Here is a 23,381-nt window from a genome sequence, read left to right on the forward strand (position 1 = left end):
GGCGGCATGACCCTCTACATCGACCCACCCACCTGGCCCGGCCACGGCCGCATGTGGTCGCACCTGATCAGCGACGTCTCCTACGAGGAACTGCACGCCTTCGCAGAGCGGTTGGGCGTGGCCCGCCGCGCCTTCGAACGCGACCACTACGACCTGCCCTCCCACCGCTACGCCGACGCGGTCGCGGCCGGCGCGGTGGAGGTCCGCAGCCGCGAGGTGGTACGGCTGCTGCACGCCTCCGGCCTGCGTCGGCCCAAGCACCGCCCTCAGAGCGGCAGTTCGTAGGCGAGCTGCTCCTCGTCGGCGGCCACCTGGACGAAACCGACCCGGGCGACCACCCGCTGGGAGGGGACGTTGTCCCGGTCGACCCTCGCGTACAGCCGTCGCACGTCGTCCCGTGCCAGGGCCCACGCCGACAGCGCGCGCAGCGCCTCGGTGGCGTAGCCGTGGCCGCGGGCCGGCTCGGTGAGGTCGTACCCGACCTCCGCCCGCCCCTCCCCGTCGGGCGGCCCGTGGAAGCCCATCGCACCGACGGCGCCCCCGTCCTCCCGCCGCACCAGCACGAACATCCCCCACTCGGGCCGGTGCACCCCGCTCTCGTACGCCTTCGCCACCATCCCGGCGGCCGCCCGCGTGCCCTCGTAGGGCCCGCCGCCGACCCACGCGAACCCGCCGTCCCCGCCGCGGTCGAGATCACGGGCGGCGGCGGGGGTGACACCCTGAAGGGTGAGCCGCTCGGCGGGAATCACCAGCGGGTTGCTCCACCGCCACTCGGTGACCGGCGCCCGGTCGGGCAGCTCGCCGCGGCCGGTGGCCCACAGCAGGGTCGGCCAGGGGGCCGGGCCCGGCCGGACGTGCGGGAAGAGCCGGGTCAGCACGTCCTCGCACAGTTCGGTGGGCGGCTCGTAGTCCAGTCCCAGCCCCTGTGCGATGTCGTGCGTGTGCAGCAGCACCTCCGCGACGCCCATCGCCGCGAAACCCTCGCGGTCCGCACTGCGGAAGGGGTACGGGTGGAAGGCCCGGACGTCCCGCGGAGTGGTGCGGACGGCGGCGGCCAGCAGGGCGCCGGTCGCCTCGATCACGTCCAGGGCGCCCGCGTTGTCGGTGCCCTCGTCGAGGGTGATCTCGAAGGGGACGTACGCGCTCTGCGCGCGGCCCGCCAGCTGCCCGGCGTAGGCGATGAGATCGCTCGCCACGTGCTCGGCGGTCTGCCGGCAGTTCCACTCCAGCCGCCCGGCCCTCACCCCTTCCCAGTCCCGGTCCGTCACCGTCCGCAGCAGCGCCACGGCGCTCGCCACGGCCTGCTCCACCTCTTGCCCGCCCCATGCCCGCATACGGCGCAGGGTAGGCGCGAGGGCGGCCTCAGAGCGACAGCATTTCCAGTTCGGAGGTGATGTTGTAGCGGGCCGTCGCCTCCCAGTGCCGTTGCGCGTACGGGGTGCGGAACAGATGGGGCAGCGCCAGGAGTCGGCGCAGGACGCCGGCCCGGCCTTCGCGGAAGGCGTCGTTGGGGACGAAGTGGTACTCCTCGCGGACGGCGGCGGCGTAGGCGGCGTACCCGGACGGGGCCGAGGCCAGGATCGCCAGGTCGGCGTCGCACAGGACCTGGCCGTCGGGGTCGTCGTCGGCCGGGTCGTGGGTGACGGTGAGGCGGACCAGCCGGGCCACCTCGGCGGTCTTCGCCTCCGGCACCCCGGCCTCCGGGAGCGCGCGCTCGGCGAGGCGGGCGGAGCGCTCCTCGTTCTCGGAGCGCTCCGGCAGGTAGACGGCGTCGTGGAACCAGGCCGCCAGCCGGACCGTGTCCGGGTCGGCGGCGTACTCCTCCAGTACGTCAACGTGCTCCAGGACGGCGGTCAGATGCGTGAGCGTGTGGTAGTGCCGCTGCGGTTCCTGCCAGCGGGCGAGCAGGTTGTCGGCGTACGGCACGGGGTCCGGGCCCCCGCCGGGTCCCCGGGCACCCTCCAGGGCGCGGGTCCAGCGGAAGCGCAGCGCGTCGAGATCGGCCATGGGTTCATTCTCCCGTCGCGGGGGCCGAGACCCCTAGCGTGGACGGCATGACTTCTGCCGATCTGTATGAGGTACGGGACCCCGAGCTGCCCGGGCGGCTGCTGACCATGGAGCGGGACGCGTTGATCCCGCTGCTGCGGGCGCGGTCGGAGGCGGACTTCGCGCTGCCGACCGCCGCGTGTCCGGGGTGGACGGTGCGGGACGTGCTCGCGCACTGTTCCGCCGCGCTGATGAGGGTGGTGGAGAGCCGGTTCGAGAAGGGGGTGTTCTCCCCCGAGTCCAACGAGCGGGACATCGCCGAGCGGGCCGACTGGACGAACGCGCGGGTGGTGGACGAGCTGGAACGCGGAATGACCGAGGCGGGCCCGGTGATCGCCGAAGCCGACGGGGTGCTCGACATGATCGCTCTGGGCGAGTGGGTGCACGCCGGTGACGTGCGCGACACCTTCGGCGCGCCGGGGGCGTACGCCGGCGCGGGGCTGCCGTACGCCCTTCCGCTGCTCGTCCGGGTCACCCGGGAGAAGGCGCACCTGCCGCTCCACGCCGACCTGGACGACCTGGACGAGCCGCTGCGACTGGGCGACGTGAGCGGTGTGCGCACGCCGGCGCGGTACATCGGCGACGCCGCCACCCTCGTACGTCTCTACGCGGGCCGGCCGCTTCCGCGGGCGGGGGACGGCGCGGGGTACGAGCTCGCGGGCGCCGAGAGGGCGGAGCTGAACATCTTCGGGTGAGGCGGTTGTCGGCCGTGGACCCCATCCGGCGTACCCTGATATTGGACTAGACCTGTCAGCCCCAGGGGAAACCGAGGAAAGGGTTCCTATGAGCATGCGTACAGTCCTGGAGGTGATCGCCCTCGATGTCGAGGACGCGGTCGCCGCCCAGGCCGGAGGCGCGGACCGCCTCGAGCTGGTCACCGACATGGCGGCCGACGGGCTCACTCCGTCGCTCCACACCGTCGCCGGGATCCGCGCCGCCGTCGACATCTCGCTGCGTGTGATGGTGCGGCTCGCGGACGGGTTCGCCGCGGGCGGTGCCGGGGGCGTGGACAGGCTGGCCGGGGTCGTGGGGGAGCTCCGGGCGGCCGGGGCCGAGGAGTTCGTGCTCGGGTTCCTCGACGCGGACGGCGCGGTGGACCTGGGGGCCGTGGAGCGGGTGGTCGCCGAACTGGACGGCTGCGCCTGGACCTTCCACCGGGCCATCGACCGGGCCGCCGACCGCGACGCGCTGCGCAAGCAGCTGGACGGGCTGCCCGGTCTCGACACGTATCTGACCGCGGGCGCGGCCGGCGGTGTGGACGACGGCCTGCCCACCCTGGTCGCGGAGGCGGCGCTCGGCGGGCAGCCCGGCTACGAGCAGCGGATCATGGTGGGCGGCGGTCTGCGCCTGGACCACGTGCCCGCCCTGCGGGCCGCCGGCATCGACGCCTTCCACATCGGCGGTGCGGCCCGCCCGGAGGGCTGGGCCGGCCCGGTCTCGGTGGACGCGGTCGCGCAGTGGCGCACGGTGCTGGACGCCGAGACCGTCGGGTCCGCCGTCTGAGCGGGTCCGTGCCCGCGCCTGCCGGTCAGGCCAGCTGGGGCGGGAGCGCCGCCCTGTGGGTGACGATCAGGCCCGAGACCGCTCGGGTCAGGGCCACGTACAGGCGGCGCAGGCCGGTGCGTTCGTCGGGTTCGCCGTCGACCACGGCCTGCGGCTCGTCCAGGACCACGTAGTCGTACTCCAGGCCCTTGGCGAGCGAGGCCGGGACCAGGGTGAGACGGGTCTCGGCCGTCGTCTCCTCGCCGGGGGACAGATACGTCAGTCCGGCGGCCGTCAGCGCCTCGGCGAGGGCCGGGACGCGGGCGTCGGCGGCGATCAGGCCGATCGAGCCCTCGTTGCGCAGCAGCTCCTCGCAGGCGGCGACCACGTCGGCGTCACCGGCCGCGTCCGCCCCGGCGGGACGGATCTCGAAGAAGCCGGGGTTCTCACGGACCGACGCCACCGGGGTCAGGCCGGGCGCGATGTGCGGCAGCAGACGGGAGGCGTAGGTGATGACGTCCGTCGGCACTCGGAAACCGGCCGTCAGCTCCTCGACGACCCCCTCGGACTTGCCGAGGTGTGCCAGCGCCTCCTCCCAGGTGCGGGTCGCCCACGGCGTGGTGCCCTGCGCCAGGTCGCCCAGGACGGTCGCGGAACCGGTGCTGCAGCGCCGGCCGACCGCCCGGTACTGCATGGGGGACAGGTCCTGCGCCTCGTCGAGGACCACATGGCCGAGGGAGTGGGTGCGCTCGACGAGATCGGCGGCCTCGTCGATCAGGACGGCGTCGGCCGCCGACCACTTCGCCGACCTCACCGACCGTACGGGCCTGGCCCACAGGATCGTCTTCTGCTCCTCCTCGGTGAGGATCCCCTCGGCGTGCGCGGCGAGGAAGTCCGCGTCCGTCAGCAGCCTCAGCACCAGTTTGGCGGGGTCGACGGCCGGCCAGACCGCCTTGACGGCCGCCTTCACCGCCGCGTTGCGGGCGACCGCGTCCTGCACCCGGTCGTCCGGTGCCTCGCCCGCCCGCTCCATCTGCACCAGCACCGCGTGCGCGATCCGCTGTGGCAGGGCCTCGCGGGCCGCGCCGTAGCGGATGCCTCGGTCCAGCAACTCGCGGACGAGGCCCTCCAGTTCGTACGCCGGGACCCGCCAGCGGCGCGAGCCGCGCACCACCACGACCGGCTCGGTGGGCATCGTGACGTGCGCGTACACGGCCCCGCGCAGCACCTGAGCCATGCGTGCGTCGCCCTTGACGATCGCGGCCGGCGCGTCGTCCGTGCCCCGCACCTCCACGTGGGCGACCAGGTCGTCGACCGTGGCCTGCCGCACCGTCAGCTCGCCGAGTGCGGGCAGCACCTGCTCGATGTAGTGCAGGAAGGACTTGTTCGGGCCGATGACGAGCGTGCCGGTGCGGGCCAGCCGCTCCCGGTGGGCGTAGAGGAGGTAGGCGACCCGGTGCAGACCGACGGCGGTCTTGCCGGTGCCGGGTCCGCCCTGGACGCAGACCGTGCCGCCCAGCCCGGACCGTACGATCTCGTCCTGCTCGGGCTGGATGGTCGCCACGATGTCGCGCATCGGACCGACGCGCGGACGCTCGATCTCCTGCTGGAGCAGCTTGCTGGCGGTGGCAGCCCCCGACGGCTCGGCCGGGTCGGACAGGTGCTCGTCCTCGTACGCGGTGAGGTCGCCGCCGGTGTAGCCGAAGCGGCGGCGCAGCCCGACGTCCATCGGGTCCTTCTTGGACGCCCGGTAGAACGGCTGGGAGACCGGCGCGCGCCAGTCGATGACCATGGGGTCGCCGTCGGCGTCGTGCACATGCCGCCGCCCGATGTAGAAGCGCTCTCCCCCGGCGCCCTCCGCCTGTTCCGCGCCGGGTGCGTGCAGGTAGTCGAGGCGGCCGAAGAACAGCGGGGTGTCGCTGAGGTCGGCCAGCGCCTTGATGCGCTCGTCGATCTGGTGGGCGAGGACCTCGGCGTTGACCCAGTTCGCGGTGACGTCGCGGATGTCGAGCGACTCGACGTCCGCGCGCATGGCCCGCAGTGCGGCGCGGGAGGCGGAGAGGTGGGACCGCTCGCGGGCCAGGGGGTCGTCGGTGTCGGCCGGGCGCGCGGCGGGCCGGGCTTCGGCGGGGTGCGCGGCGGGGTCGGCGGGCGTGGACAAGGGGGTGCCTCCGGAAGACCTACGGGACAGGCGGCCGGGCCTGGACGGCCGTGCCGTGCGGCTGCGGGATCTGCCGGCCGGTTTCCGTCCGGTCGGCGGCGCTCCATGGGGGGAGGCGGGCAAGAGCGGAGATTCTAGGCCGCCGGGGATGGCGGATGCCAACTATTTATGCGGCCCCGGTCGATTCCGCTCCCCCCAGGGGGGTGTCTCGCCGATCATGCCGGGCTCGCGGCGCCTGGCACCGCTCCCTGATCCGGCCTGATCGACGAGACACCCCTAGGGGTCGCCGTCCGGCGGGTGTAGGGGATGCGGTCCCTCCAGAGGGGTAGGCGGAGGCTCCGAGGTTGGCTCCGTGGAGTGATGCCTGCCGCATGCCCCGGGATCGACCATGGAGGCATGAGCGCAGCAACCATCCACCCAGCTCCCGCCGCACGCCCGGCCGGTGACTCGGCCGTCCCGGGCAGCCCTCGTCTGGGCCGTCACCACCGTCTGGGCGACGCCCTGCACGCCGTCAAGGTGTTCATGGGCGCCGCGTTCGATGTGATCGTCCTCGGGGAGTACGGCGAGGAAGCGGGCATACGCAACAAGTGACCTATTAGGGTCGGTCCGTGACAGAACGGACGATGGCCCTCCGGTCGCATGCGGCAGCCCCCCTCGTCCTGCTCGTCGTCTCCTTCGCCGCCCTCGCGATCCTGCTCGCCGTCCTGGGCGTGCCCATGCCCGACGCGCTGGTCTACCAGGCCGAGGGCGCGGCCGTCGTCCACGGCCGTGACCTGTACGGCTTCACGATCACGGTGGGGCGCCTGCCGGCCACATATCCGCCGTTCGCGGCCCTGCTGTTCGTGCCGACGGCATGGCTTGCGGCCCCGGCGCTGAAGCTGGCGTTCCTCGCGGGCAACGCGCTCCTGCTCGCCTGGCTCGTCCAGCTGTCCGCCCGGCTCGCGGGCCGCCGGCCCGGTCCCGCACTGCTGTGCGTCGCGACGGCCCTCGCCCTCTGGCTGGAACCGGTCTTCCAGACCTTCGTGTTCGGGCAGATCAACCTCGCGCTCGCCTGTCTGGTCCTGTGGGACCTCACCCGGCCGCCCGGCGCGCGCGGGAAGGGGGCCGCGATCGGGGTGGCGACCGGGATCAAGCTCACCCCGGGGCTCTTCGTCGTCTATCTGCTGCTGCGCGGGCACCGGCGAGAGGCCGCCACGGCGCTGGCCGCGTACGCCGCGACCGTCGCCGCCGGCGCGCTCGTCCTGCCCGCGGCCAGCGTCGAGTACTGGACCCGTCTCGTCTTCGACACCGACCGTGTGGGGAAACCGTGGATCATCGACAACCAGTCCCTCCAGGGACTGATCGCCCGGGCACTGCACGATCCGACGCCCGGACCCGCCTGGCTGGTCCCGGCGTGCGTGGTGGGTGCCGTGGGCCTGTGGGCCGCCCGCCGGGAGCAGCGGGAGAGGTGGGGCATCGTACTGACGGGCCTGACCGCCCTGCTCGTCTCGCCGATCAGCTGGTCCCACCACTGGGTGTGGTGCGTCCCGCTGCTCGCCGTGCTCCTGGCCGAGGGCCACCGCGTCTGGGCGGCGGCCACCGTGCTCTGCTTCACGGCCCGCACGATGTGGCTGGTGCCCCGTGCCGGCGACGGGGACCTGCACCTGCGGTGGTGGCAGCAGCCCCTGGCGGCGCCGTACGCGCTGCTGACCTGCGCGCTCCTGGCGTGGGCCGTGCTGGGGCACCGGGAGGCCGGGCCGCCGGAGGGGAGGCGTTCGCTCAGTTCTCCGCGAGCAGCTCGTCCGCGTCCATGATCCGGTAGGCGTAGCCCTGTTCGGCCAGGAAGCGCTGGCGATGGGCGGCGAAGTCCTGGTCGATGGTGTCGCGGGCGACCACCGAGTAGAAGTGGGCCTGGTGGCCGTCGGCCTTGGGCCGCAGCACCCGGCCGAGGCGCTGGGCCTCCTCCTGGCGGGAGCCGAAGGTGCCCGAGACCTGGATGGCGACCGTGGCCTCCGGCAGGTCGATGGAGAAGTTCGCCACCTTCGACACCACCAGCACGTTGATCTCTCCCTCGCGGAAGGCGTCGAAGAGCTTCTCGCGCTGGGCGTTGGACGTCTCACCCTTGATCACCGGGGCGTTCAGGTGCTCGCCCAGCTCGTCGAGCTGGTCGATGTACTGGCCGATGACGAGGATCTGCTGCCCGGCGAAGCGGCGGACGATCGCCTCCGTGACCTTCCGCTTGGTGTCGGTGGTCGCGCAGAAGCGGTACTTCTCCTCGGTCTCGGCGGTGGCGTAGGCGAGCCGCTCGGAGTCGGTCAGGTTCACCCGGACCTCGACGCAGTCGGCAGGCGCGATGTAGCCCTGCGACTCGATCTCCTTCCACGGAGCGTCGAACCGCTTCGGGCCGATCAGCGAGAACACGTCCGACTCACGGCCGTCCTCCCGGACGAGCGTCGCGGTCAGCCCGAGGCGGCGGCGCGCCTGGAGGTCGGCGGTGAACTTGAAGACCGGCGCGGGCAGCAGATGCACCTCGTCGTAGACGATCAGGCCCCAGTCCCGGGAGTCGAACAGCTCCAGGTGCGGGTAGACGCCCTTCCGCTTGGTGGTGAGGACCTGGTACGTGGCGATGGTGACGGGCCGGATCTCCTTCCGGGTCCCGCTGTACTCGCCGATCTCGTCCTCGGTCAGCGAGGTCCGCTTCACCAGCTCGTGCTTCCACTGCCGGGCGGAGACGGTGTTCGTCACCAGGATCAGGGTGGTGGACTTGGCCTGCGCCATCGACCCGGCGCCGACCAGCGTCTTGCCCGCCCCGCAGGGCAGGACGACGACACCGCTGCCGCCGTGCCAGAAGTTCTCCACGGCCTGCTTCTGGTACGGCCGCAGCGCCCAGCCGTCCTCGCGCAGCTCGATCGGGTGGGCCTCGCCGTCGACGTAGCCCGCCAGGTCCTCGGCCGGCCAGCCCAGCTTCAGCAGCATCTGCTTGATCTGACCGCGCTCGGACGGATGCACGGCCACGGTGTCCGGATCGATCCGCGCCCCGACCAGCGGGGCGATCCGCTTGGACTTCAGCACCTCCTCCAGCACCGGCCGGTCGGTGGTGGACAGCACCAGCCCGTGCGCGGGGTGCTTGGTCAGGGTCAGGCGGCCGTAGCGGTCCATCGTCTCGGCGATGTCGACGAGCAGCGCGTGCGGCACCGGATAGCGGCTGTACTGCACCAGCGCGTCGACGACCTGCTCCGCGTCGTGCCCGGCGGCCCGCGCGTTCCACAGGCCGAGGGGGGTGACCCGGTAGGTGTGGATGTGCTCGGGCGCCCGCTCCAGCTCGGCGAACGGTGCGATGGCGCGACGGCAGTCGTCGGCCCGCTCGTGGTCGACCTCGAGCAGGAGGGTCTTGTCCGACTGGACGATCAGGGGACCATTCACGCGCAGCGCCCTTTCCGTGTGACCAAACGTCCAGTGTGCCCTACCGGCGGCCGATCACGGCCGTGACGACGGTCGCACGGCGGCGGTCAGGACCCCTCGTCCTCGAGCTCGGCCACCCCCGTGATCCGGTGCAGCGGATACGTCCGCACCTCGTCGGCGGTGTGGTCGTACGCCGTCACGAAGCCGCCCTCGACCCGGATCGGGGCGATGACCCGCTGGCTGGCGGCGCCCTCGGCGTTGACGTACCCGATCCACAGGGCCTCACCGGTGAGCACGGCGGCCTGCACGGTGGCCAGCGTCTCGGCGGCGCCGGTGCGGGGCAGCTCGCCGCCCGCCACCGGGTCCGCGGTCGGCTTACGCGGGGCGGTGGAGGCCAGGTCGCCCGCGCGGATGGCGCGGATCGCCGCGGACAGAAGGGTGGCGTCCGGGGTGGGCGGACCCTCCGGGACGGGTTCGGGGGCGGTGCGCGGCGGGGTGCGGTAGGAGTCGGCCCGGGTGATGAGCACGTCGCCCTCCGCCGACTCGGCGGCCGGGGCGTAGCCCATGGCGCGCAGGCCCTCCAGGAGCGTGGCCGGGTCGGCCTGGGTGGCCAGCAGGGTCGGCGCGAGGCGGCGCAGCCGCAGACCGGCGGACCGCTTGTCGGCCAGGATCTCGTTCAGCAGCGCGTCGTCGTCGCAGCGCACATACGCCGAGGCGGCCCCGACGCGCAGATGCCCGTGGCGCCGGGCCACGTCGTCGATGAGGTAGGCCAGTGGCTGCGGCACCGGCGTACGGGAGTGCTCGGCGAGGAAGGCGTGCAGGTCGGCGGCGGTCCGGCCGGCGTCCAGGGCGCGGCGCACGGAGGCCGGGGTGAACCGGTACACGGTCGCGCCGCCCTTGGACTCCACGTCCGCGAGCACGCCCAGCATCTCGGCCAGCGGGCGTTGCAGCGGTCCGGGCGCCACCGCCGTCAGATCCGCCTGGAGCAGCACATGGTCCAGGGGTTCGGGCAGCAGCGGGGCGAGCAGCCGGGCCGCCGCGGCGACGGCGGTGGCCTGCTCGGCGGGGGAGAGGGGCTCCCGGGCGGCCAGGGGGTCGGAGACCGCGGCGGACGGGTGGTGCTTGTGGACGGGCAGCTTGTCCCCGGGACCGCCCCACCCCACGGGCGCGGCCTCCTGGGCAGGGGCCTTGCGGCCGGCCGCCGGTTGCGCGGGGACAGGTTGCGCGGGGGCCGGTGCCGGCGGTGCGCCCAGCAGTGCCCGCCCGTGCGCGGAGAGCGCACCCCGGCCGGTGACGCCCAGCTGCTCCGCCTCGGACAGCGTCCACTGGGCGAGCCGGCTGCGCAGGTCGTGCTCCTGTTCGCGCTGCGGGCCGCGCAGCGGGCGTTCCCAGCGCAGCCGGGCCAGCACCGACTCGGCCGACGGCGCGGCTCCCTCCGGCAGCCCGGCGAGCAGGGTCAGCACCCGGTGCCGTACCTCCGGCGCGGCCGAGCGGTCCAGGCCGGGGCCCAGCGCGGAGAGCGTGCGGTCCTTGGCGTCCCGCCCGCCGACCAGGCCCGGCGTCCGCGTTCCGGTCACCCAGGCCTCCGCCAGCTGGGCCCAGCGCTCGGCGGGGGGCCGGCCCAGCCACTCGTCGTAGGCCGGGGTCGCCGCGTACCGCTCGTCCGCCTCCCCATCGGAGGCCAGCAGTCCGGCCGCGTAGGCGAGCTCCACCCAGAAGGCGGCGACCGGCTCGGAGACGTCCAGGGCGACCGCGGTGCGCTTGAGGTCGCGCACGCTCAGACCGCCCGCGCGCAGCACGTTCGGTCCGCCCTCGTCCCAGTCCTTGAGCAGCTCCTCGACGGTGGCCAGCGCGGTGTACGCCTGACCGGCCGCCGTCGCGTCCACAACCTGTGGACGGTGCGTCGCGGCCGCCTCCACGGCGGGCGGCAGCGGCTCGGGCGCGCGGTGCGCGAGGCCCGCGCGCAGATGCAGGGCCACCTCGCGCGGCAGGACGACCGTGCCGGGCGCCGTGGGCAGCAGCAGACCCCGGTCGAGCAGCAGCCGCAGCCGGCGTGCGGGGTCGGCGGTGACCTGGCCGTAGGGCGGCCCCCACACCAGCCGTTCGAGCACCTCGAGGGAGTCGGCCGGGACCTCGGCGAGCAGCGCGGCCATCCGCCGGCGGTCGGTGAACAGGGCGGTCAGCGCGGTCACCGCGGAGACCGGGTCGTGGGTCGAGGGCAGCCCCGCGGTGGTGAGGATCTCCTGGATGCGCCCCGGCGACATGCCCGCCGTCGCCTCCTGCACGGTTGGTCCGAGCCCGGTCGGCGACGGATGCTGGGGCGAGGGCGCGAGCAGTTCACGGGCGGTGCGCACCAGGCGCAGCCGGTCGTCGCCGCCCCAGACCAGGGCCTGCTCGCGCAGCGTGGCGACGGCTCGCGGCAGGGCGGCGGCGACGGCCGGATCACCGGCGTCCCCGGCCATCAGCCCGAGCAGCTCCGCGTACGTCGCCGGGTCGCCGGCCACCGCCAGCGCCTCCGCGGTCTGCAGCGCGAACCGGTCCAGCCGCTCCAGGGCGCGCACCACCGAGGCGCGGGTCCCGGCTCGGGTGGCGAGCTGGGTGAGATCCGTCGGGACCGGTGTGATGAGATCGGGCCGGCTGCGCAGAAGCGCGGCCAGGGAGGCGTCGTCGCGCGCGCGAAGCGCCTCCGCGAGCGAGCGGGGGGCCGGCGCCGGTTTCTCATCGCTGCTCATCCGACCCACGGTAGCGGGTGGGTATGACGGCGGGGCACGTGTCCGTTCCCGGCGCGGGGCGGCGCGGCACGCCCGCGCGCCGCTACGACGACCCCGGCGCACGCGGTACCTTCGTCCCCACGGGTTCGAGGACAGCCGCCCCGGAGGGGTTCCGTGGGGATCGAGAGCGACCAGGTCGTCTACGAGTATCTGAGCCGCGTCGGGGACGTCGCCCAGCAGCGGCAGCTGTCCTCGGCGACACGGATGCGGCTGGTCTCGGAGCTGCGCAACGAGATCGACCGGCGCCGCGCCAAGGCCGCCGTGGACAGCCCCGCGGCCGTGCGCCGCATCCTCGAACGCCTCGGCAGCCCCGACGAGATCGTCGCGGCGGTCGGCGCCGGCGGCGACGCACGTGCGCGGACAGCGCGCCCGCCGCAGGCGCCGCCCGCCACCGCCGTGCCCGTGCAGCGCGAGACCGGGACGACCGAGGCGTCCGACGAGGAGGAGCGCCCGAAGGGGCTGCGCCGCGTCGTGCCGCGTCCCCGTCCCGCCCGGCCCCCGGCGAGCCCGCCGCCGTCCGGTGCCGTCTCCCCACCGCACCTGGCGACCGCCGACGAGCTCGGCGACGCGACGGACCGCCCCGACTGGTGGACCGGGGACGGCAGCCCCTTCGGGATCGGCGACGACGTGCCCGGCTTCGTCGGGGGCGTGGAGATCCCGGACCTGCTCAAACCCCCGCCGCGGAAGGACCCCGCCCGGCAGGCGGACTCCGCGCGGCAGGGCGGCCCCACGCGGGCGGAGGCCGCCCCGGCCGCGGAGGCGGACGCGGCGACGGCCGACCCCGAGTCCCCGGCCCGCCGTCGGCGCCTCGCCCTGCTGACCCGGCGCACCGGCGGCCGGAGCAACCCGCTCCTCCTGATCGCCGCCGGGCTGCTGCTGGCCGGCGCCGTGCTCGGCAACTGGTTCGCGCTGCTGCTGGGCTGGATCATCGCCTACGGCTCACGACGCCTGACCCCGGCCGAGTCCAAGTGGGCCGTCATGGGCCTGCCCGGCCTGGCGCTTGCCGCCGGGCTGCTGTGGCTGTGGGGCCGCAGCAACGACCGCTGGGGCACCCCCATCGCCCAGGGCCACATGAACGACGCGATCGCCCAGACCTGGCCGTGGGTGGTGCGCGCCGCGGCCGTGCTGTCGGCGCTGTTCCTGCTGTGGCGCTCACAGCGGCAGCGCCAGTGACCGGCCGCCGACATGCCGGCCGTCCGCTGACACTGCCGGCCGTCCGCCGACAGTTGGTTGTACGTCACACGGGCCGGGCGTCTCGCCCGTATACCCCCTGGGCACAATGGCCCATATGACTTCTCGCCCGCTGACCGTCGGCTTCGACCTCGACATGACCCTCATCGACTCCCGCCCCGGCATCCGCGCCTGCTACCTGGCGCTGTCGGAGCGGACCGGCACCCACATCGACGCCGACCTGGCGGTCACGCGGCTCGGTCCGCCGCTCGCGGAGGAGCTGATCAACTGGTTCCCGGCCGAGCGGGTCGCGGCCGTGGCCGATCTGTACCGTGAGATGTACCCGTCGTTCGCCGTCGCCCCGACGCTCGCCATGCCCGGCGCCCGCGAGGCGGTCGCGGCCGTACGGCAGGCCGGCGGGCGGGCGATCGTCGTCACAGCCAAGTACGAGCCGAACGCCAAGCTGCACCTGGAGCACCTCGGCATCGAGCCGGACGCGGTGATCGGCGACCTGTGGGCGGAGCAGAAGGCCGAGGCGCTGCGCGAGTACGGCGCGCGGGTGTACGTCGGCGATCACGTCGGCGACGTACGGGGCGCCCGGGCGGCCGGTGCCCTGTCGGTGGCGGTGGCCACCGGGCCGTGCGGCGAGCCGGAACTGCGGGAGGCCGGCGCGGATGTCGTCCTCGCCGATCTGACCGGGTTCCCGAAGTGGTTTTCGGACTATGACGCGCGCTTTTCGGCCGAGGAGGCGCGCGCCGGTGCCGACTACCGCGACGGGGCCGCGGACCCGGTGCCGCCGCGCGCCTGACGGCGCTGCGCGGCGATCGACCGCAGCACCCCGGCACCCGCGATCAGGAAGCCGACACCCATGAGCATGCTCAGTCCGAACATGTAGGTCGGAAATGGCCTCGCCCCGAGGAACAGCGGGGCCACTGTGACCAGAGTGGCCGCCGCACCGATGAAGAACACGATGGCACCGGCACGGATCAGCCCGTCACCGGCCGCGGCGGAATTCGTTTGGGTTTTGTCACGCACCGGACCAGGGTAGTTCCCAGCTCGAGGGAACAACCGGGCGACGTCTTGCCACCCGCCCGAAGACCATTAGCCTTGGTACCGGCGGGTCGGGCGCGACCCGCCCCAGTGTTATCCAGAGCCGTTTCCGAAGCAGTTTTCCGACGAGTACGAGGACGAGGACAGACGTGCCCACCGGCAAGGTCAAGTGGTTCAACAGCGAGAAGGGCTTCGGCTTTCTCTCCCGCGACGACGGCGGTGACGTCTTCGTCCATTCCTCTGTCCTGCCCGCCGGAGTGGACACGCTCAAGCCGGGACAGCGCGTGGAGTTCGGCGTGGTCGCCGGGCAGCGCGGCGACCAAGCGCTGTCGGTGACGGTCCTGGAACCGGCCCCCTCGGTCGCGGCCGCCCAGCGCAAGAAGCCGGACGAGCTGCTCTCCATCGTGCAGGACCTGACGACGCTCCTGGAGAGCGTCGGCCAGACCCTGGAACGCGGCCGCTACCCCGAGAAGGCCTCCGGCAAGCAGGTCGCCGGACTGCTCCGCGCGGTCGCCGACCAGCTGGACGTGTAACCCGCTCGGGGGAAACCGCCTCGGTGTCCCCCGGGAAACCGCCCCTCAGGGGAAGTCGAGCGCGTCCGGGCCGAGGGGCGGAACGAGTCCCTCGGCCGCGGCGCGGGTGAGCAGCCCGCGGATCGCCGCGTAGCCGTCGGGGCCGAGGCCGGCGGTGAACTCGTTGACGTACAGGCCGATGTGCTGGTCGGCGACGGCCGGGTCCATCTCCTGGGCGTGCTCCATGACGTACGGCCGGGATGCCTCGGGGTCGTCCCAGGCGGCGCGCACGGACGCCCGGATCGAGTCGGCGAGCCGGGTCAGCGTCTCGGTGCCCAGCGACCGTTTGGCGATGATCGCGCCGAGCGGGATCGGCAGACCGGTGGTGTCCTCCCAGTGCTCGCCCATGTCGGCGAGCTTGTGCAGGCCGTAGTTCTGGTACGTGAAGCGGGCCTCGTGGATGACCAGTCCGGCGTCCACCTTCCCGTCCCGTACGGCCGGCATGATCTCGTGGAACGGCATGACCACGATCTCACCGACCCCGCCGGGGACGGTGTCCGCCGCCCACAGCCGGAACAGCAGGTACGCCGTCGACTTCTCGCTCGGCACGGCGACCGTACGGCCCGTCAGTTCGGCCTGCGGCTCGCGGGTGAGCACCAGCGGCCCGCAGCCCCGGCCCAGCGCGCCGCCGCTGGGCAGCAGCGCGTACTCGCCGAGGACGTAGGGCAGCACGGCGTACGACACCTTCAGCACGTCGAACTCGCCGCGCTCGGCCATGCCGTTGGTGATGTCGATGTCGGCGAACGTGACGTCCAGCGCGGGTGCGTCCGGGACGCGGCCGTGGGCGAGGGCGTCGAAGACGAAGGTGTCGTTGGGGCAGGGCGAGTAGGCGATCTGCAGTTGCGGGCGCTCAGAGCTCATGGGGGTTCCAACTCTCCAGTACGGGGGCGATCTTCCCGAAGCCTCCGGTCAGGGCGGTCAGGGCGGCGCCGATCCGCCAGGCGGCGCGGTCGCGCGGGCCGACGGGGTTGGAGACCGCGCGCAGCTCCAGCACGGGCACGCCGTGCGCCGCTGCCGCCTCGGCGACGCCGAAGCCCTCCATGGCCTCGGCGAGGGCGCGGGGGTGGCGAGCGCGCAGGGCGCCGGCGCGGGCGGCGGTGCCGGTCACGGTCGAGACGGTCAGCACGGTGCCGGTGGCCGCGCCGCTCACGGCCGCGATCGCCCGTACGAGTGAATCGGGCGGGCGGTGCGTGATGGTGCCGAAGCCGAGTTCGGTCACCGGCAGGAAACCGTCGCCGGTCTCGGCGCCCAGGTCGGCCGCGGTGATCTCGTCGGCGACGACCAGCGACCCGACGGGTGCGCCGCACGCCGTGCCGGACCTGGTGCCGGACGTCGTGCCGGGGGCCGCCCCGGCACTCGCGTCCGGCACGAAGCCGCCCGCGATACCGGCGGAGACGACGAGATCGTACGGGTCACCGGTCAGCGCGGCGGCGGTGAGCGCGGTGGCCGTGGAGGCGGCGGCGAGGGCCGGGCCGACCCCGGCGGCGAACAGGTCGAACCGGCCGGAGCCGGCCGGTCCCGCGAGCCGGTGCAGCGTCGCCCCGGGCAGCGGCACCTCCCGCGCGGGCGGCCCGGGGAACGCCTGTGCCACCGCGTCCCGTTCGACCGGGACCGCGGTGGCGACGAGGACTCGTACGGAGGTCACCGAGGGCAGGACCTGGTCAGGAGTCCTTCTGCAGCTTGAAGGACCACACGCCGGTCGTGCTCTTCTCGCCCTCCGCGATGGCCACCCACGTCGAGTTGCCGCTGGCGCCGTACTGGGCGTTGAAGAACACGCTGCCCGGGATGGTCTGGTAGGTCTTCTTGGTGGGCTCGACCAGCGGCTGACCGTTCATCAGGATGGTCCAGCCCTTGTCCGCGATGTCGGGGTCGACGCCGAAGCGGACGGTCTCGGTGGGGTCGACCTTGATGGTCTTGTCCGACTTCAGGCACTTCGGCAGGTCGGCGGTCTTGATCGGCTTGCCGTCGTTGTAGCAGGTGGCTTCCGAGTGCACCGAGTCGTCGCCGACGGTGATCGTGGCGATCGGCGTCGGCTCGGAGCAGGCCGACAGGGCGAGCAGTCCGGCGGATACGGCGCCGGCGGCGGCGACGGCGCGGCGGCGTCGCACAGCGGATTGCAGCGAGGTCATGGCCGAAGGCTATCGGGCACCTCCAGCCACCCGCCCACGCGGGGGTACGGCGTGCCGCGCCCCGACCGACCCGACCGGGACGGACCGACACCCGCTGCCGCGCGGTCGGGCTGTCCTGCGGGGCGGCACACGAGGTTGCGGCACCTGGCGGGGGCGGAAGTCGGAGGCCCGGCCACCCGGGGGTGCGGTGAGCGAGTGGGGTGCCACCGCGCGGCGTTCGATCGGATCGCCTTGCGCGGGCGGCGCACGCGGTCGGGCCGTCCTGGGGCGGCGGGCGCCGGGTGTCAGGTCGGCTTGGGGTGGGTGGTGTTGTTGTGGCGGGCCGAGGTCAGCAGGCCGCGGACTGTGGGGATCCAGCCGGCGGCGACGATCGCGGCGCCCACCGACAGTCCCAGCACCCCGTTGAGGGGCAGCACGATGCCGATCGCCCCGCCGAACACCCAGGCCATCTGCAGCAGCGTCTCGGAACGGGCGAACGCCGATGTGCGCACCAGCTCCGGCACGTCCCGCTGGATCAGCGCGTCCAGGGACAGCTTGGCCAGCGCCTGCCCGAAACCGGCGATCGCGGCCAGGCAGGTCACCAGGAAGGCGCCGAAGAACACCGCGGCCGTGACCGCCGCGCCCAGCACGATCGCGACGACCGTCACGACGATGATCTCCGGGGCCCGCGACCGCAGCCACGCCCCGACCGCCGTGCCGAGCGCGTTGCCCGCGCCCGCCGCGACCCCCACTATGCCCAGCGACACCGCCGCGCTCTGACCGGCCAGCGGATGCTCCCGCAGCAGGAAGGCGAGGAAGAAGATCAGGAAGCCGGACAGGCAGCGCAGGGCGGCGTTGGCGGCGAGAGCGTGCGTGACGGCCGTGCCGACGGTGCGCAGCCCGGGCCGCCTGGGCGGCCTGCCGCACGGCCCGTGCAGCCGCTGCTCGTCCGCCGAGAGCAGCGCCCGGTCCTCGCCCTTGGCCGAGTCGACCTTCGGCGGCAGGGAGAAGGACAGGAACGTCCCCGCGACGAAGATCACAAAGGCGCCGTAGAGCGGCCAGCGGGGACCGAGCAGATGCAGCCCCGCCCCGACCGGCGCGGCCACCCCGGTGGCGAGCAGCCCCCCGAGCGTCACCCGCGAGTTCGCCTTCACCAGGGAGAACCGCGGCGGCAGCAGCCGTGGCACGACCGCGCTCCGGACCACCCCGTACGCCTTGGACGCCACCAGGACGCCCAGCGCCGCCGGATACAGCTCCAGGCCGCCGTTGGCCGCCGCGCCCGCGATGATCAGCGCGAGCAGCGCCCGGGCGAGCATCGCGGCGGCCATCGCGGCGCGCCGGCCGTGCGGCAGCCGGTCCAGCAAGGGGCCGATCACCGGCGCGAGCACCGTGAACGGCGCCATGGTGATGGCGAGGTAGAGCGCGACCCGGCCGCGGGCCTCATCTGTGGGGACGGAGAAGAAGACGGTGGAGGCGAGCGCGACGGTGACCATGACGTCCCCGGCGCCGTTCACCGCGTGCAACTCGATCAGCTTGCCGAGCCCGGACTCGCCTGCGCCGTGCGCGTGGGTGACCCTGCGGATGCCGCGGACGATCCCCGTGACCGGACGGCGCAGGGCACGGCCGACCGCGCGGACGGACCCGCCGAACCGGCCCGAACCGCTGCCCCGGCTGCTGCCCCCGTTCAACCCCTCGGGCTCACCGAGCCCGGCGGTCTCCTGAGGCGTCCTCGCGGCTGCCACCCCGTCATAGTGCCCCGAGACGGCCGCAAGTAGCGCCATTACGGCACGGATCGGGCCGACCGGCCCCCGACGGGCCCAGCCCCGCACCCCCGGAATCCGCTCGTCGGCCGATGGCGAGGCAACCGCCGGTGTAGGCCCAGCGGCAGCGAGAAGGTAGCGTGCGTAGCGCGCCGTGGCGAACGTTCTCGGCCGCGCGCCTTACGTGCATACCGCAGAATGGATGACGTAGGTGCGCCCGAGCGCGATCGGGCGCGGACGTCGACGCGGTCCACGGGTCCGCTCCGCCCGCCCCGCCGCCTTCAGGCCGGCGCACCCGGAAGACGGCGTAGGAGAGAAGCGATACCTGTGAGCGCAGCGAGCACGCGAAGCCGCACCCCCGACCGCCTGTGCGCCGAGGCCGTCGACCTCGCCCGCGCCGCAGCCGAGGAGGCGGCCGCGCCCGGCGTCGTCGGCGAGCACGTGGGACTGGTCTCCGAGGGTGACCGCGTCGTCACGCACTTCTTCGAGTGCAAGGAGCTCGGCTATCGGGGCTGGCGCTGGGCGGTGACGGTGGCCCGCGCCTCCCGCGCGAAGATCGTCACCCTGGACGAGGCCGTCCTGCTGCCCGGCCCCGACGCGCTGCTCGCCCCCGAGTGGGTGCCGTGGAGCGAGCGGCTGCGCCCCGGCGACATGGGCCCCGGCGACCTGCTGCCCACCGACGCCGAGGACCTCCGTCTGGAGCCCGGTTTCCTCGGCGAGGACGAGCCCGCGCCGAACTCCGCCGTCTCCGGCGACATGGCCGAACTGGCGGAGGCCGAGGACGCCGACGTCACCGCCGGCACGCCGAAGAACCTGCCCGCGGCGCCCTCGCGCGGCTCCATCGCGGCGGTCGCCGAGGAACTGGGGATGCGCCGCGCCCGGGTCCTGTCCCGCTACGGCCTGCATGTCGCCGCCGACCGCTGGGAGGAGTCGTACGGCGCGAAGACCCCGATGGCGCAGGCGGCCCCGGCGTCCTGCGTGACCTGCGGCTTCCTGGTGCCGATGGGCGGCTCCCTGGGACAGGCGTTCGGGGTGTGCGCCAACGAGTTCTCCCCGGCCGACGGGCACGTGGTGTCCCTGACGTACGGCTGCGGCGGGCACTCCGAGGCCGCGGTCATGCCGAAGCCACCCCAGCCGGCTCCGCCGGTGATCGACGAGACGCGGGTGGATCCGTTCCCGCTGCGGCCGGCCAAGGACTCCGGCTCGGTGCCCGACGTCTCCGACGAGGATGCGGCGGAGCTGGGGCACTCGTAGGCTCGGTGCGTTTCTTCTGCGGGTGCGTCTCCACGGGTGCGTCGTGGCTCGTGTCCCTGGGGGCTTCGCCCCCAGACCCCCGTCGGCCTTGACGGCCTCGTCCTCAAGCGCCGGACGGGCTGCTCTCTCGTGAGGAGAATGAACAACGTGAGCATGTTGGTGCAGCCGTCCGCCGGAGGCGATCCGTTCGGGACCGTGCGTCTGCGGCGCGGCGTGCTGGACGCCTGGGCGGCCAGCCCGGCCCGGTTCCGCGAGGACGCCAACGCCGAGGAGGACCTGGTCCTCGGCGGCTACCGGGACCGGCTCGTGGTCGAGCTGGCGCAGAACGCCGCCGACGCCGCCGCCCGCGCGGGCGTGCCCGGCCGGCTGCGCCTCACGCTGCGCGACGGCGTCCTCCTCGCCGCCAACACCGGCGCCCCGCTGGACGCGACCGGGGTGGAGTCGCTGTCGACGCTGCGCGCCTCCGCCAAGCGCGACACCGCCGGCGCGGCGGCACCCTCCGTGGGCCGCTTCGGCGTCGGCTTCGCCGCCGTCCTCGCCGTCACCGACGAGCCCGCGGTCGTCGGCCGGCACGGCGGGGTCCGCTGGTCCCTGGCCGAGGCCCGCGACCTGGCCGAGGAGACCGCCCGGCACAGCCCCGGGCTCGGCGACGAGATCCGCCGCCGCGACGGGCACGTACCGCTGCTGCGGCTCCCGTTCGCCGCCGAGGGCACCGCCCCCGACCCCTACGACACGGTCGTCATCCTGCCGTTGCGCGACACGGCCGCCGCCGACCTCGCCGAACGGCTGCTGCACGCCGTCGACGACGCCCTGCTCCTCGCCCTGCCCGGGCTGGAGGAGGTCGTGGTGGAGATCGGCGACGAGGTCCCGCGCGTGCTGAGCCGGCGCACCGACGCCGCGTTCACCGTGGTGGAGGACTCGCGAGACGGCATCACCCACTGGCGCACCTCCTCCGCCCACGGCCCCCTCACCCCCGACCTGCTCGCCGACCGCCCGGTGGAGGAGCGGCTCCGCCCGTACTGGTCGGTCACCTGGGCCGCGCCCGTCGACGCCTACGGCAACCCGGTGCGCCCGCGCACCAGCCCCGTGGTGCACGCACCCACCCCGAGCGACGAGCCGCTGGGCGTCCCGGCGCTGCTCATCGCGTCGTTCCCGCTGGACAGCACCCGCCGGCACACCGCGCCGGGACCGCTCACCGACTTCCTGGTGCAGCGCGCGGCCGACGCCTTCGCCGGGCTCCTCGCCGAGTGGCGGCCGGTGGCCGAGGGCGTCATCGACCTCGTGCCCGGCCCGCTGGGCAAGGGCGAGCTGGACGGCGCGCTGCGGCAGGCGATCCTCGAGCGGCTGGCACGCACCTCGTTCCTGCCGCCCGCCGCACCGCCCAGGGCGCACGAGACCGACCTGCCCGAGTCGCTGCGGCCCCGGGACGCCGAGGTGGTCGAGGGCGCGGGCGCCGACACCGTGCGCGTCCTCGCCGAGGTGCTGCCCACCCTGCTGCCCGCCGGGCTGGAGCGGCGCGTGGAGCTGCGCACGCTGGGTGTGGCCCGGCTGCCGCTGACCGACGCGATCGACCGGCTGGCCGGCCTGGAGAAGGAACCGGGCTGGTGGCAGCGGCTGTACGACAGCCTGGCGGGCGTCGACCCCGACCGGCTCTCCGGACTGCCGGTGCCCCTCGCCGACGGCCGTACGACGATCGGCCCCCGCCAGGTGCTGCTGCCCACCCCGGACGCCGCACCGGCCGACCCGGAGGTGCTGGCCCGGCTCGGGCTGAAGGTCGCCCACCCCGACGCCGCCCACCCGGTCCTGGAGAAGCTCGGCGCCCTGCCCGCGACCCCGCGCGCGGTGCTCACCACCCCGCAGGTGCGGGCCGCGGTCGCCGCCTCCCTCGACGAGGACGCCGGCGGCTGGGACGAGGACACCCCGGACGCCGAGGAACTCGCCGACACCGTGCTCACCCTGGTCCGGGACGCGGGCCTGGAGCCCGGCGACGAGCCCTGGCTCGGCGCGCTCGCCCTGCCCGACGAGGACGGCGAGCTCGCCCCGGCCGGTGAACTCGTCTTCCCCGGCGGTCCGTTCGCGCAGGTCATGCGCGAGGGCGAACTCCCGTCCGTGGACGGTGAACTGGCCGGGAAGTGGGGCGAGCGGCCGCTGGCCGCCTGCGGGGTCCTGGTGGACTTCGCGCTCGTCCGGGCCACGGACGTCGTCCTCGACCCGGACGAACTCGAGCCGCGCGAGGGCGACTTCCCCGAACCGGACGACCCCGGGCTGCTCGACGCCGTCGACGTCTGGTGCGAGGACGTCCTGGACCGCTTCCCGGACACCCCGGTGCCGCCGGTCGCCACCGAGATCGTCGCCGTGCGCGACCTGGACCTCGTCGACGACGACCAGTGGCCCCGGGCCCTGGCACTGCTGTCCCGGCCACCGCTGCGGGACGCGCTCGTCGAGCCGGTGCGGATCCTGCTGCCGGACGGTACCCACGAGGTCGTACGGCCGTACACCGCGTGGTGGCTGCGCGGGCACCCGGTGCTCGGCGGGCGCCGCCCGGCCGGCCTGCGCGCCGCCGGCTCCGACCCGCTGCTGCGCGGCCTGTACGACGAGGCCGACGCCACCGGCTTCGACGACGAGCAGGTGCTGCGCGCGCTGGGCGTGCGCACGTCCGTCGCCGCGCTGCTCGACGAACCGGGCGGCGCCGCCGAACTCCTCGACCGGCTCGCAGACCCCGACCGGCCGGTGACCTCCGCGCAGCTGCACGCGCTCTACGGCGCGCTGGCAGACCTGGACCCGGAGCAGGTGACGCTGCCCGACGAGCTGCGGGCCGTGGTCGACGGGCGGGTCGTGGTCGTGGACGCCACCGACGCCGTGGTGTGCGACTCCCCGGACCTGCTGCCGTTCACCTCCGGCGTCCCGCTGCTGCCGGTACGGCCGTCACGGGCCGCCGAGCTGGCCGAACTGTTCCAGGTGCGGCGGCTGAGCGAGTCCGTCACCGGCTCAGTGGACTCCGAGGGCACCGAGCACGACGTACCGGACGCGGTGCGGGTCCTGCTCGGCCCGCGCACGCCCGCCACGTACGTCGAGCACGAGGAACTCGTCGTCGACGGCACCGAGCTGGACTGGCGTCTCACCTCCGACGGCGTCCTGCACGCCGCCACCCTGGAGGGCGTGGCCGCCGGCCTCGCCTGGGCGTCGGGCCAGTGGCCCCGCCGCTTCGAGGTGGCCGCCCTGCTGGAGGACCCGACCCGCACGGAGGAACTGGCCCGCGACCGCTGGTTCGACTGAGGCTCTGAGTCTGCGCCGGGCATGGGAGTGGTTGCGGTGAGTGGGGGCTCCCTGTAAGGGCGACCGCCCACAGGCCGGACCTCGGGCTGGGGTCGGGTGTCGGGTAGGGGTCGGGTGCCGGGTAGGGGTCGGGCGCGGTCAGAGGCCGGGCGCCGGGCAGAGGTGGGGCCTCGGGCGGGCTTGGACGCCGGTCAGAGGCCGGGCGATCGGGCTGGGGTTGGGCCTCGGGCGGGGCTCGGACGTCGGCCAGAGGCCAGGCGCCGGGCTGGGGCCGGGCCTCGGGCGCGGGCAGAGGCCGGGCGCCGGGCAGAGGCGGGGCCTCGGGCGCGGGCAGAGGCCGGGCGCCGGGC

20 protein-coding genes are annotated in these 23,381 nt (G+C 74.4%); 10 read left to right on the forward strand and 10 right to left on the reverse strand.

Annotated elements, in window-relative coordinates:
- Positions 1-6 precede the first annotated feature (6 nt).
- Positions 7-285 (forward strand): DUF4031 domain-containing protein, encoded by a 279-nt coding sequence (locus IE318_RS15715; protein WP_189900783.1) that lies wholly within the window; start codon positions 7-9, stop codon positions 283-285.
- On the opposite strand, the gene IE318_RS15720 is transcribed toward IE318_RS15715, so the two are convergent.
- Both IE318_RS15720 and IE318_RS15725 read right to left on the reverse strand, forming a co-directional pair.
- Positions 267-1,334: a GNAT family N-acetyltransferase gene (locus IE318_RS15720; RefSeq protein ID WP_189900785.1), complete on the reverse strand. Its 1,068-nt coding sequence runs from the start codon at positions 1,332-1,334 to the stop codon at positions 267-269. The two genes, IE318_RS15715 and IE318_RS15720, sit on opposite strands and share 19 nt — an antisense overlap.
- Positions 1,335-1,362: 28 nt before the next feature.
- Positions 1,363-2,007: an HD domain-containing protein gene (locus IE318_RS15725; RefSeq protein WP_189900787.1), complete on the reverse strand. Its 645-nt coding sequence runs from the start codon at positions 2,005-2,007 to the stop codon at positions 1,363-1,365.
- A gap of 47 nt (positions 2,008-2,054) precedes the next feature.
- Between IE318_RS15725 and IE318_RS15730 the strand changes: the two genes are divergently transcribed.
- Positions 2,055-2,741, forward strand: coding sequence for a maleylpyruvate isomerase family mycothiol-dependent enzyme (locus IE318_RS15730; RefSeq protein WP_189900789.1), 687 nt, complete (start codon positions 2,055-2,057; stop codon positions 2,739-2,741).
- Positions 2,742-2,829: 88 nt separating this feature from the next.
- On the forward strand, positions 2,830-3,549 hold the full coding sequence (locus IE318_RS15735) for a copper homeostasis protein CutC (RefSeq protein ID WP_189900791.1): 720 nt from the start codon (positions 2,830-2,832) through the stop codon (positions 3,547-3,549).
- A 25-nt stretch (positions 3,550-3,574) separates the two neighbouring features.
- Here IE318_RS15735 and IE318_RS15740 read toward each other — a convergent pair whose 3' ends face one another.
- On the reverse strand, positions 3,575-5,689 hold the full coding sequence (locus IE318_RS15740) for a HelD family protein (RefSeq protein WP_373311180.1): 2,115 nt from the start codon (positions 5,687-5,689) through the stop codon (positions 3,575-3,577).
- A gap of 396 nt (positions 5,690-6,085) precedes the next feature.
- On the opposite strand from IE318_RS15740, the gene IE318_RS15745 reads away from it, so the two are divergent.
- Together IE318_RS15745 and IE318_RS15750 are read left to right on the forward strand one after the other, a co-directional pair.
- Positions 6,086-6,280 (forward strand): hypothetical protein, encoded by a 195-nt coding sequence (locus IE318_RS15745; RefSeq protein WP_189900793.1) that lies wholly within the window; start codon positions 6,086-6,088, stop codon positions 6,278-6,280.
- Positions 6,281-6,312: 32 nt separating this feature from the next.
- Positions 6,313-7,482, forward strand: coding sequence for a glycosyltransferase 87 family protein (locus IE318_RS15750; RefSeq protein ID WP_189900955.1), 1,170 nt, complete (start codon positions 6,313-6,315; stop codon positions 7,480-7,482).
- On the opposite strand, the gene IE318_RS15755 is transcribed toward IE318_RS15750, so the two are convergent.
- The gene (locus IE318_RS15755; protein WP_030165021.1) at positions 7,448-9,091 is read right to left on the reverse strand and encodes a DNA repair helicase XPB; all 1,644 of its coding nucleotides are present in this window, start codon (positions 9,089-9,091) and stop codon (positions 7,448-7,450) included. The two genes, IE318_RS15750 and IE318_RS15755, sit on opposite strands and share 35 nt — an antisense overlap.
- An 86-nt stretch (positions 9,092-9,177) precedes the next feature.
- Positions 9,178-11,802, reverse strand: a complete 2,625-nt coding sequence (locus IE318_RS15760) for a helicase C-terminal domain-containing protein (RefSeq protein WP_189900795.1) — start codon at positions 11,800-11,802, stop codon at positions 9,178-9,180.
- A 153-nt stretch (positions 11,803-11,955) separates the two neighbouring features.
- Here IE318_RS15760 and IE318_RS15765 point away from each other — a divergent pair, with 153 nt between their 5' ends.
- Both IE318_RS15765 and IE318_RS15770 read left to right on the forward strand, forming a co-directional pair.
- The gene (locus IE318_RS15765) at positions 11,956-13,014 is read left to right on the forward strand and encodes a hypothetical protein (RefSeq protein WP_189900797.1); all 1,059 of its coding nucleotides are present in this window, start codon (positions 11,956-11,958) and stop codon (positions 13,012-13,014) included.
- 115 nt (positions 13,015-13,129) lie between these two features.
- The gene (locus IE318_RS15770) at positions 13,130-13,819 is read left to right on the forward strand and encodes an HAD family hydrolase (protein WP_189900799.1); all 690 of its coding nucleotides are present in this window, start codon (positions 13,130-13,132) and stop codon (positions 13,817-13,819) included.
- On the opposite strand, the gene IE318_RS15775 is transcribed toward IE318_RS15770, so the two are convergent.
- Complete coding sequence (locus tag IE318_RS15775; protein ID WP_189900801.1) at positions 13,777-14,046, reverse strand: hypothetical protein; 270 nt, start codon at positions 14,044-14,046, stop codon at positions 13,777-13,779. The two genes, IE318_RS15770 and IE318_RS15775, sit on opposite strands and share 43 nt — an antisense overlap.
- 164 nt (positions 14,047-14,210) lie before the next feature.
- Between IE318_RS15775 and IE318_RS46315 the strand changes: the two genes are divergently transcribed.
- Positions 14,211-14,594, forward strand: coding sequence for a cold-shock protein (locus IE318_RS46315; RefSeq protein WP_189900804.1), 384 nt, complete (start codon positions 14,211-14,213; stop codon positions 14,592-14,594).
- Positions 14,595-14,639: 45 nt separating this feature from the next.
- Here the strand turns inward: IE318_RS46315 and IE318_RS15785 are convergent, their stop codons facing one another.
- The 4 genes from IE318_RS15785 to IE318_RS15800 all read right to left on the reverse strand — a co-directional run bounded on the left by IE318_RS15785 (position 14,640) and on the right by IE318_RS15800 (position 18,483).
- Positions 14,640-15,494 (reverse strand): 1,4-dihydroxy-6-naphtoate synthase, encoded by an 855-nt coding sequence (locus tag IE318_RS15785; RefSeq protein ID WP_189900806.1) that lies wholly within the window; start codon positions 15,492-15,494, stop codon positions 14,640-14,642.
- Complete coding sequence (gene mqnB / locus IE318_RS15790; RefSeq protein ID WP_229903535.1) at positions 15,484-16,278, reverse strand: futalosine hydrolase; 795 nt, start codon at positions 16,276-16,278, stop codon at positions 15,484-15,486. The genes IE318_RS15785 and mqnB overlap by 11 nt, the downstream gene beginning before the upstream one ends.
- 16 nt (positions 16,279-16,294) lie before the next feature.
- Positions 16,295-16,762, reverse strand: coding sequence for a DUF2771 domain-containing protein (locus tag IE318_RS15795; protein WP_189900808.1), 468 nt, complete (start codon positions 16,760-16,762; stop codon positions 16,295-16,297).
- 284 nt (positions 16,763-17,046) lie between these two features.
- Positions 17,047-18,483: an MFS transporter gene (locus tag IE318_RS15800; protein ID WP_189900810.1), complete on the reverse strand. Its 1,437-nt coding sequence runs from the start codon at positions 18,481-18,483 to the stop codon at positions 17,047-17,049.
- Positions 18,484-18,828: 345 nt separating this feature from the next.
- Here IE318_RS15800 and IE318_RS15805 point away from each other — a divergent pair, with 345 nt between their 5' ends.
- Both IE318_RS15805 and IE318_RS15810 read left to right on the forward strand, forming a co-directional pair.
- A complete protein-coding gene (locus IE318_RS15805) occupies positions 18,829-19,755 on the forward strand; it encodes a DUF3027 domain-containing protein (protein WP_030165041.1) in 927 nt (308 codons plus the stop codon).
- A gap of 147 nt (positions 19,756-19,902) precedes the next feature.
- Positions 19,903-23,031: a sacsin N-terminal ATP-binding-like domain-containing protein gene (locus IE318_RS15810; protein WP_189900812.1), complete on the forward strand. Its 3,129-nt coding sequence runs from the start codon at positions 19,903-19,905 to the stop codon at positions 23,029-23,031.
- Positions 23,032-23,381 lie beyond the last annotated feature (350 nt).

It is taken from the genome of Streptomyces spiralis (genome assembly GCF_014654675.1).
In the GTDB taxonomy this organism is placed as follows: domain Bacteria; phylum Actinomycetota; class Actinomycetes; order Streptomycetales; family Streptomycetaceae; genus Streptomyces; species Streptomyces spiralis.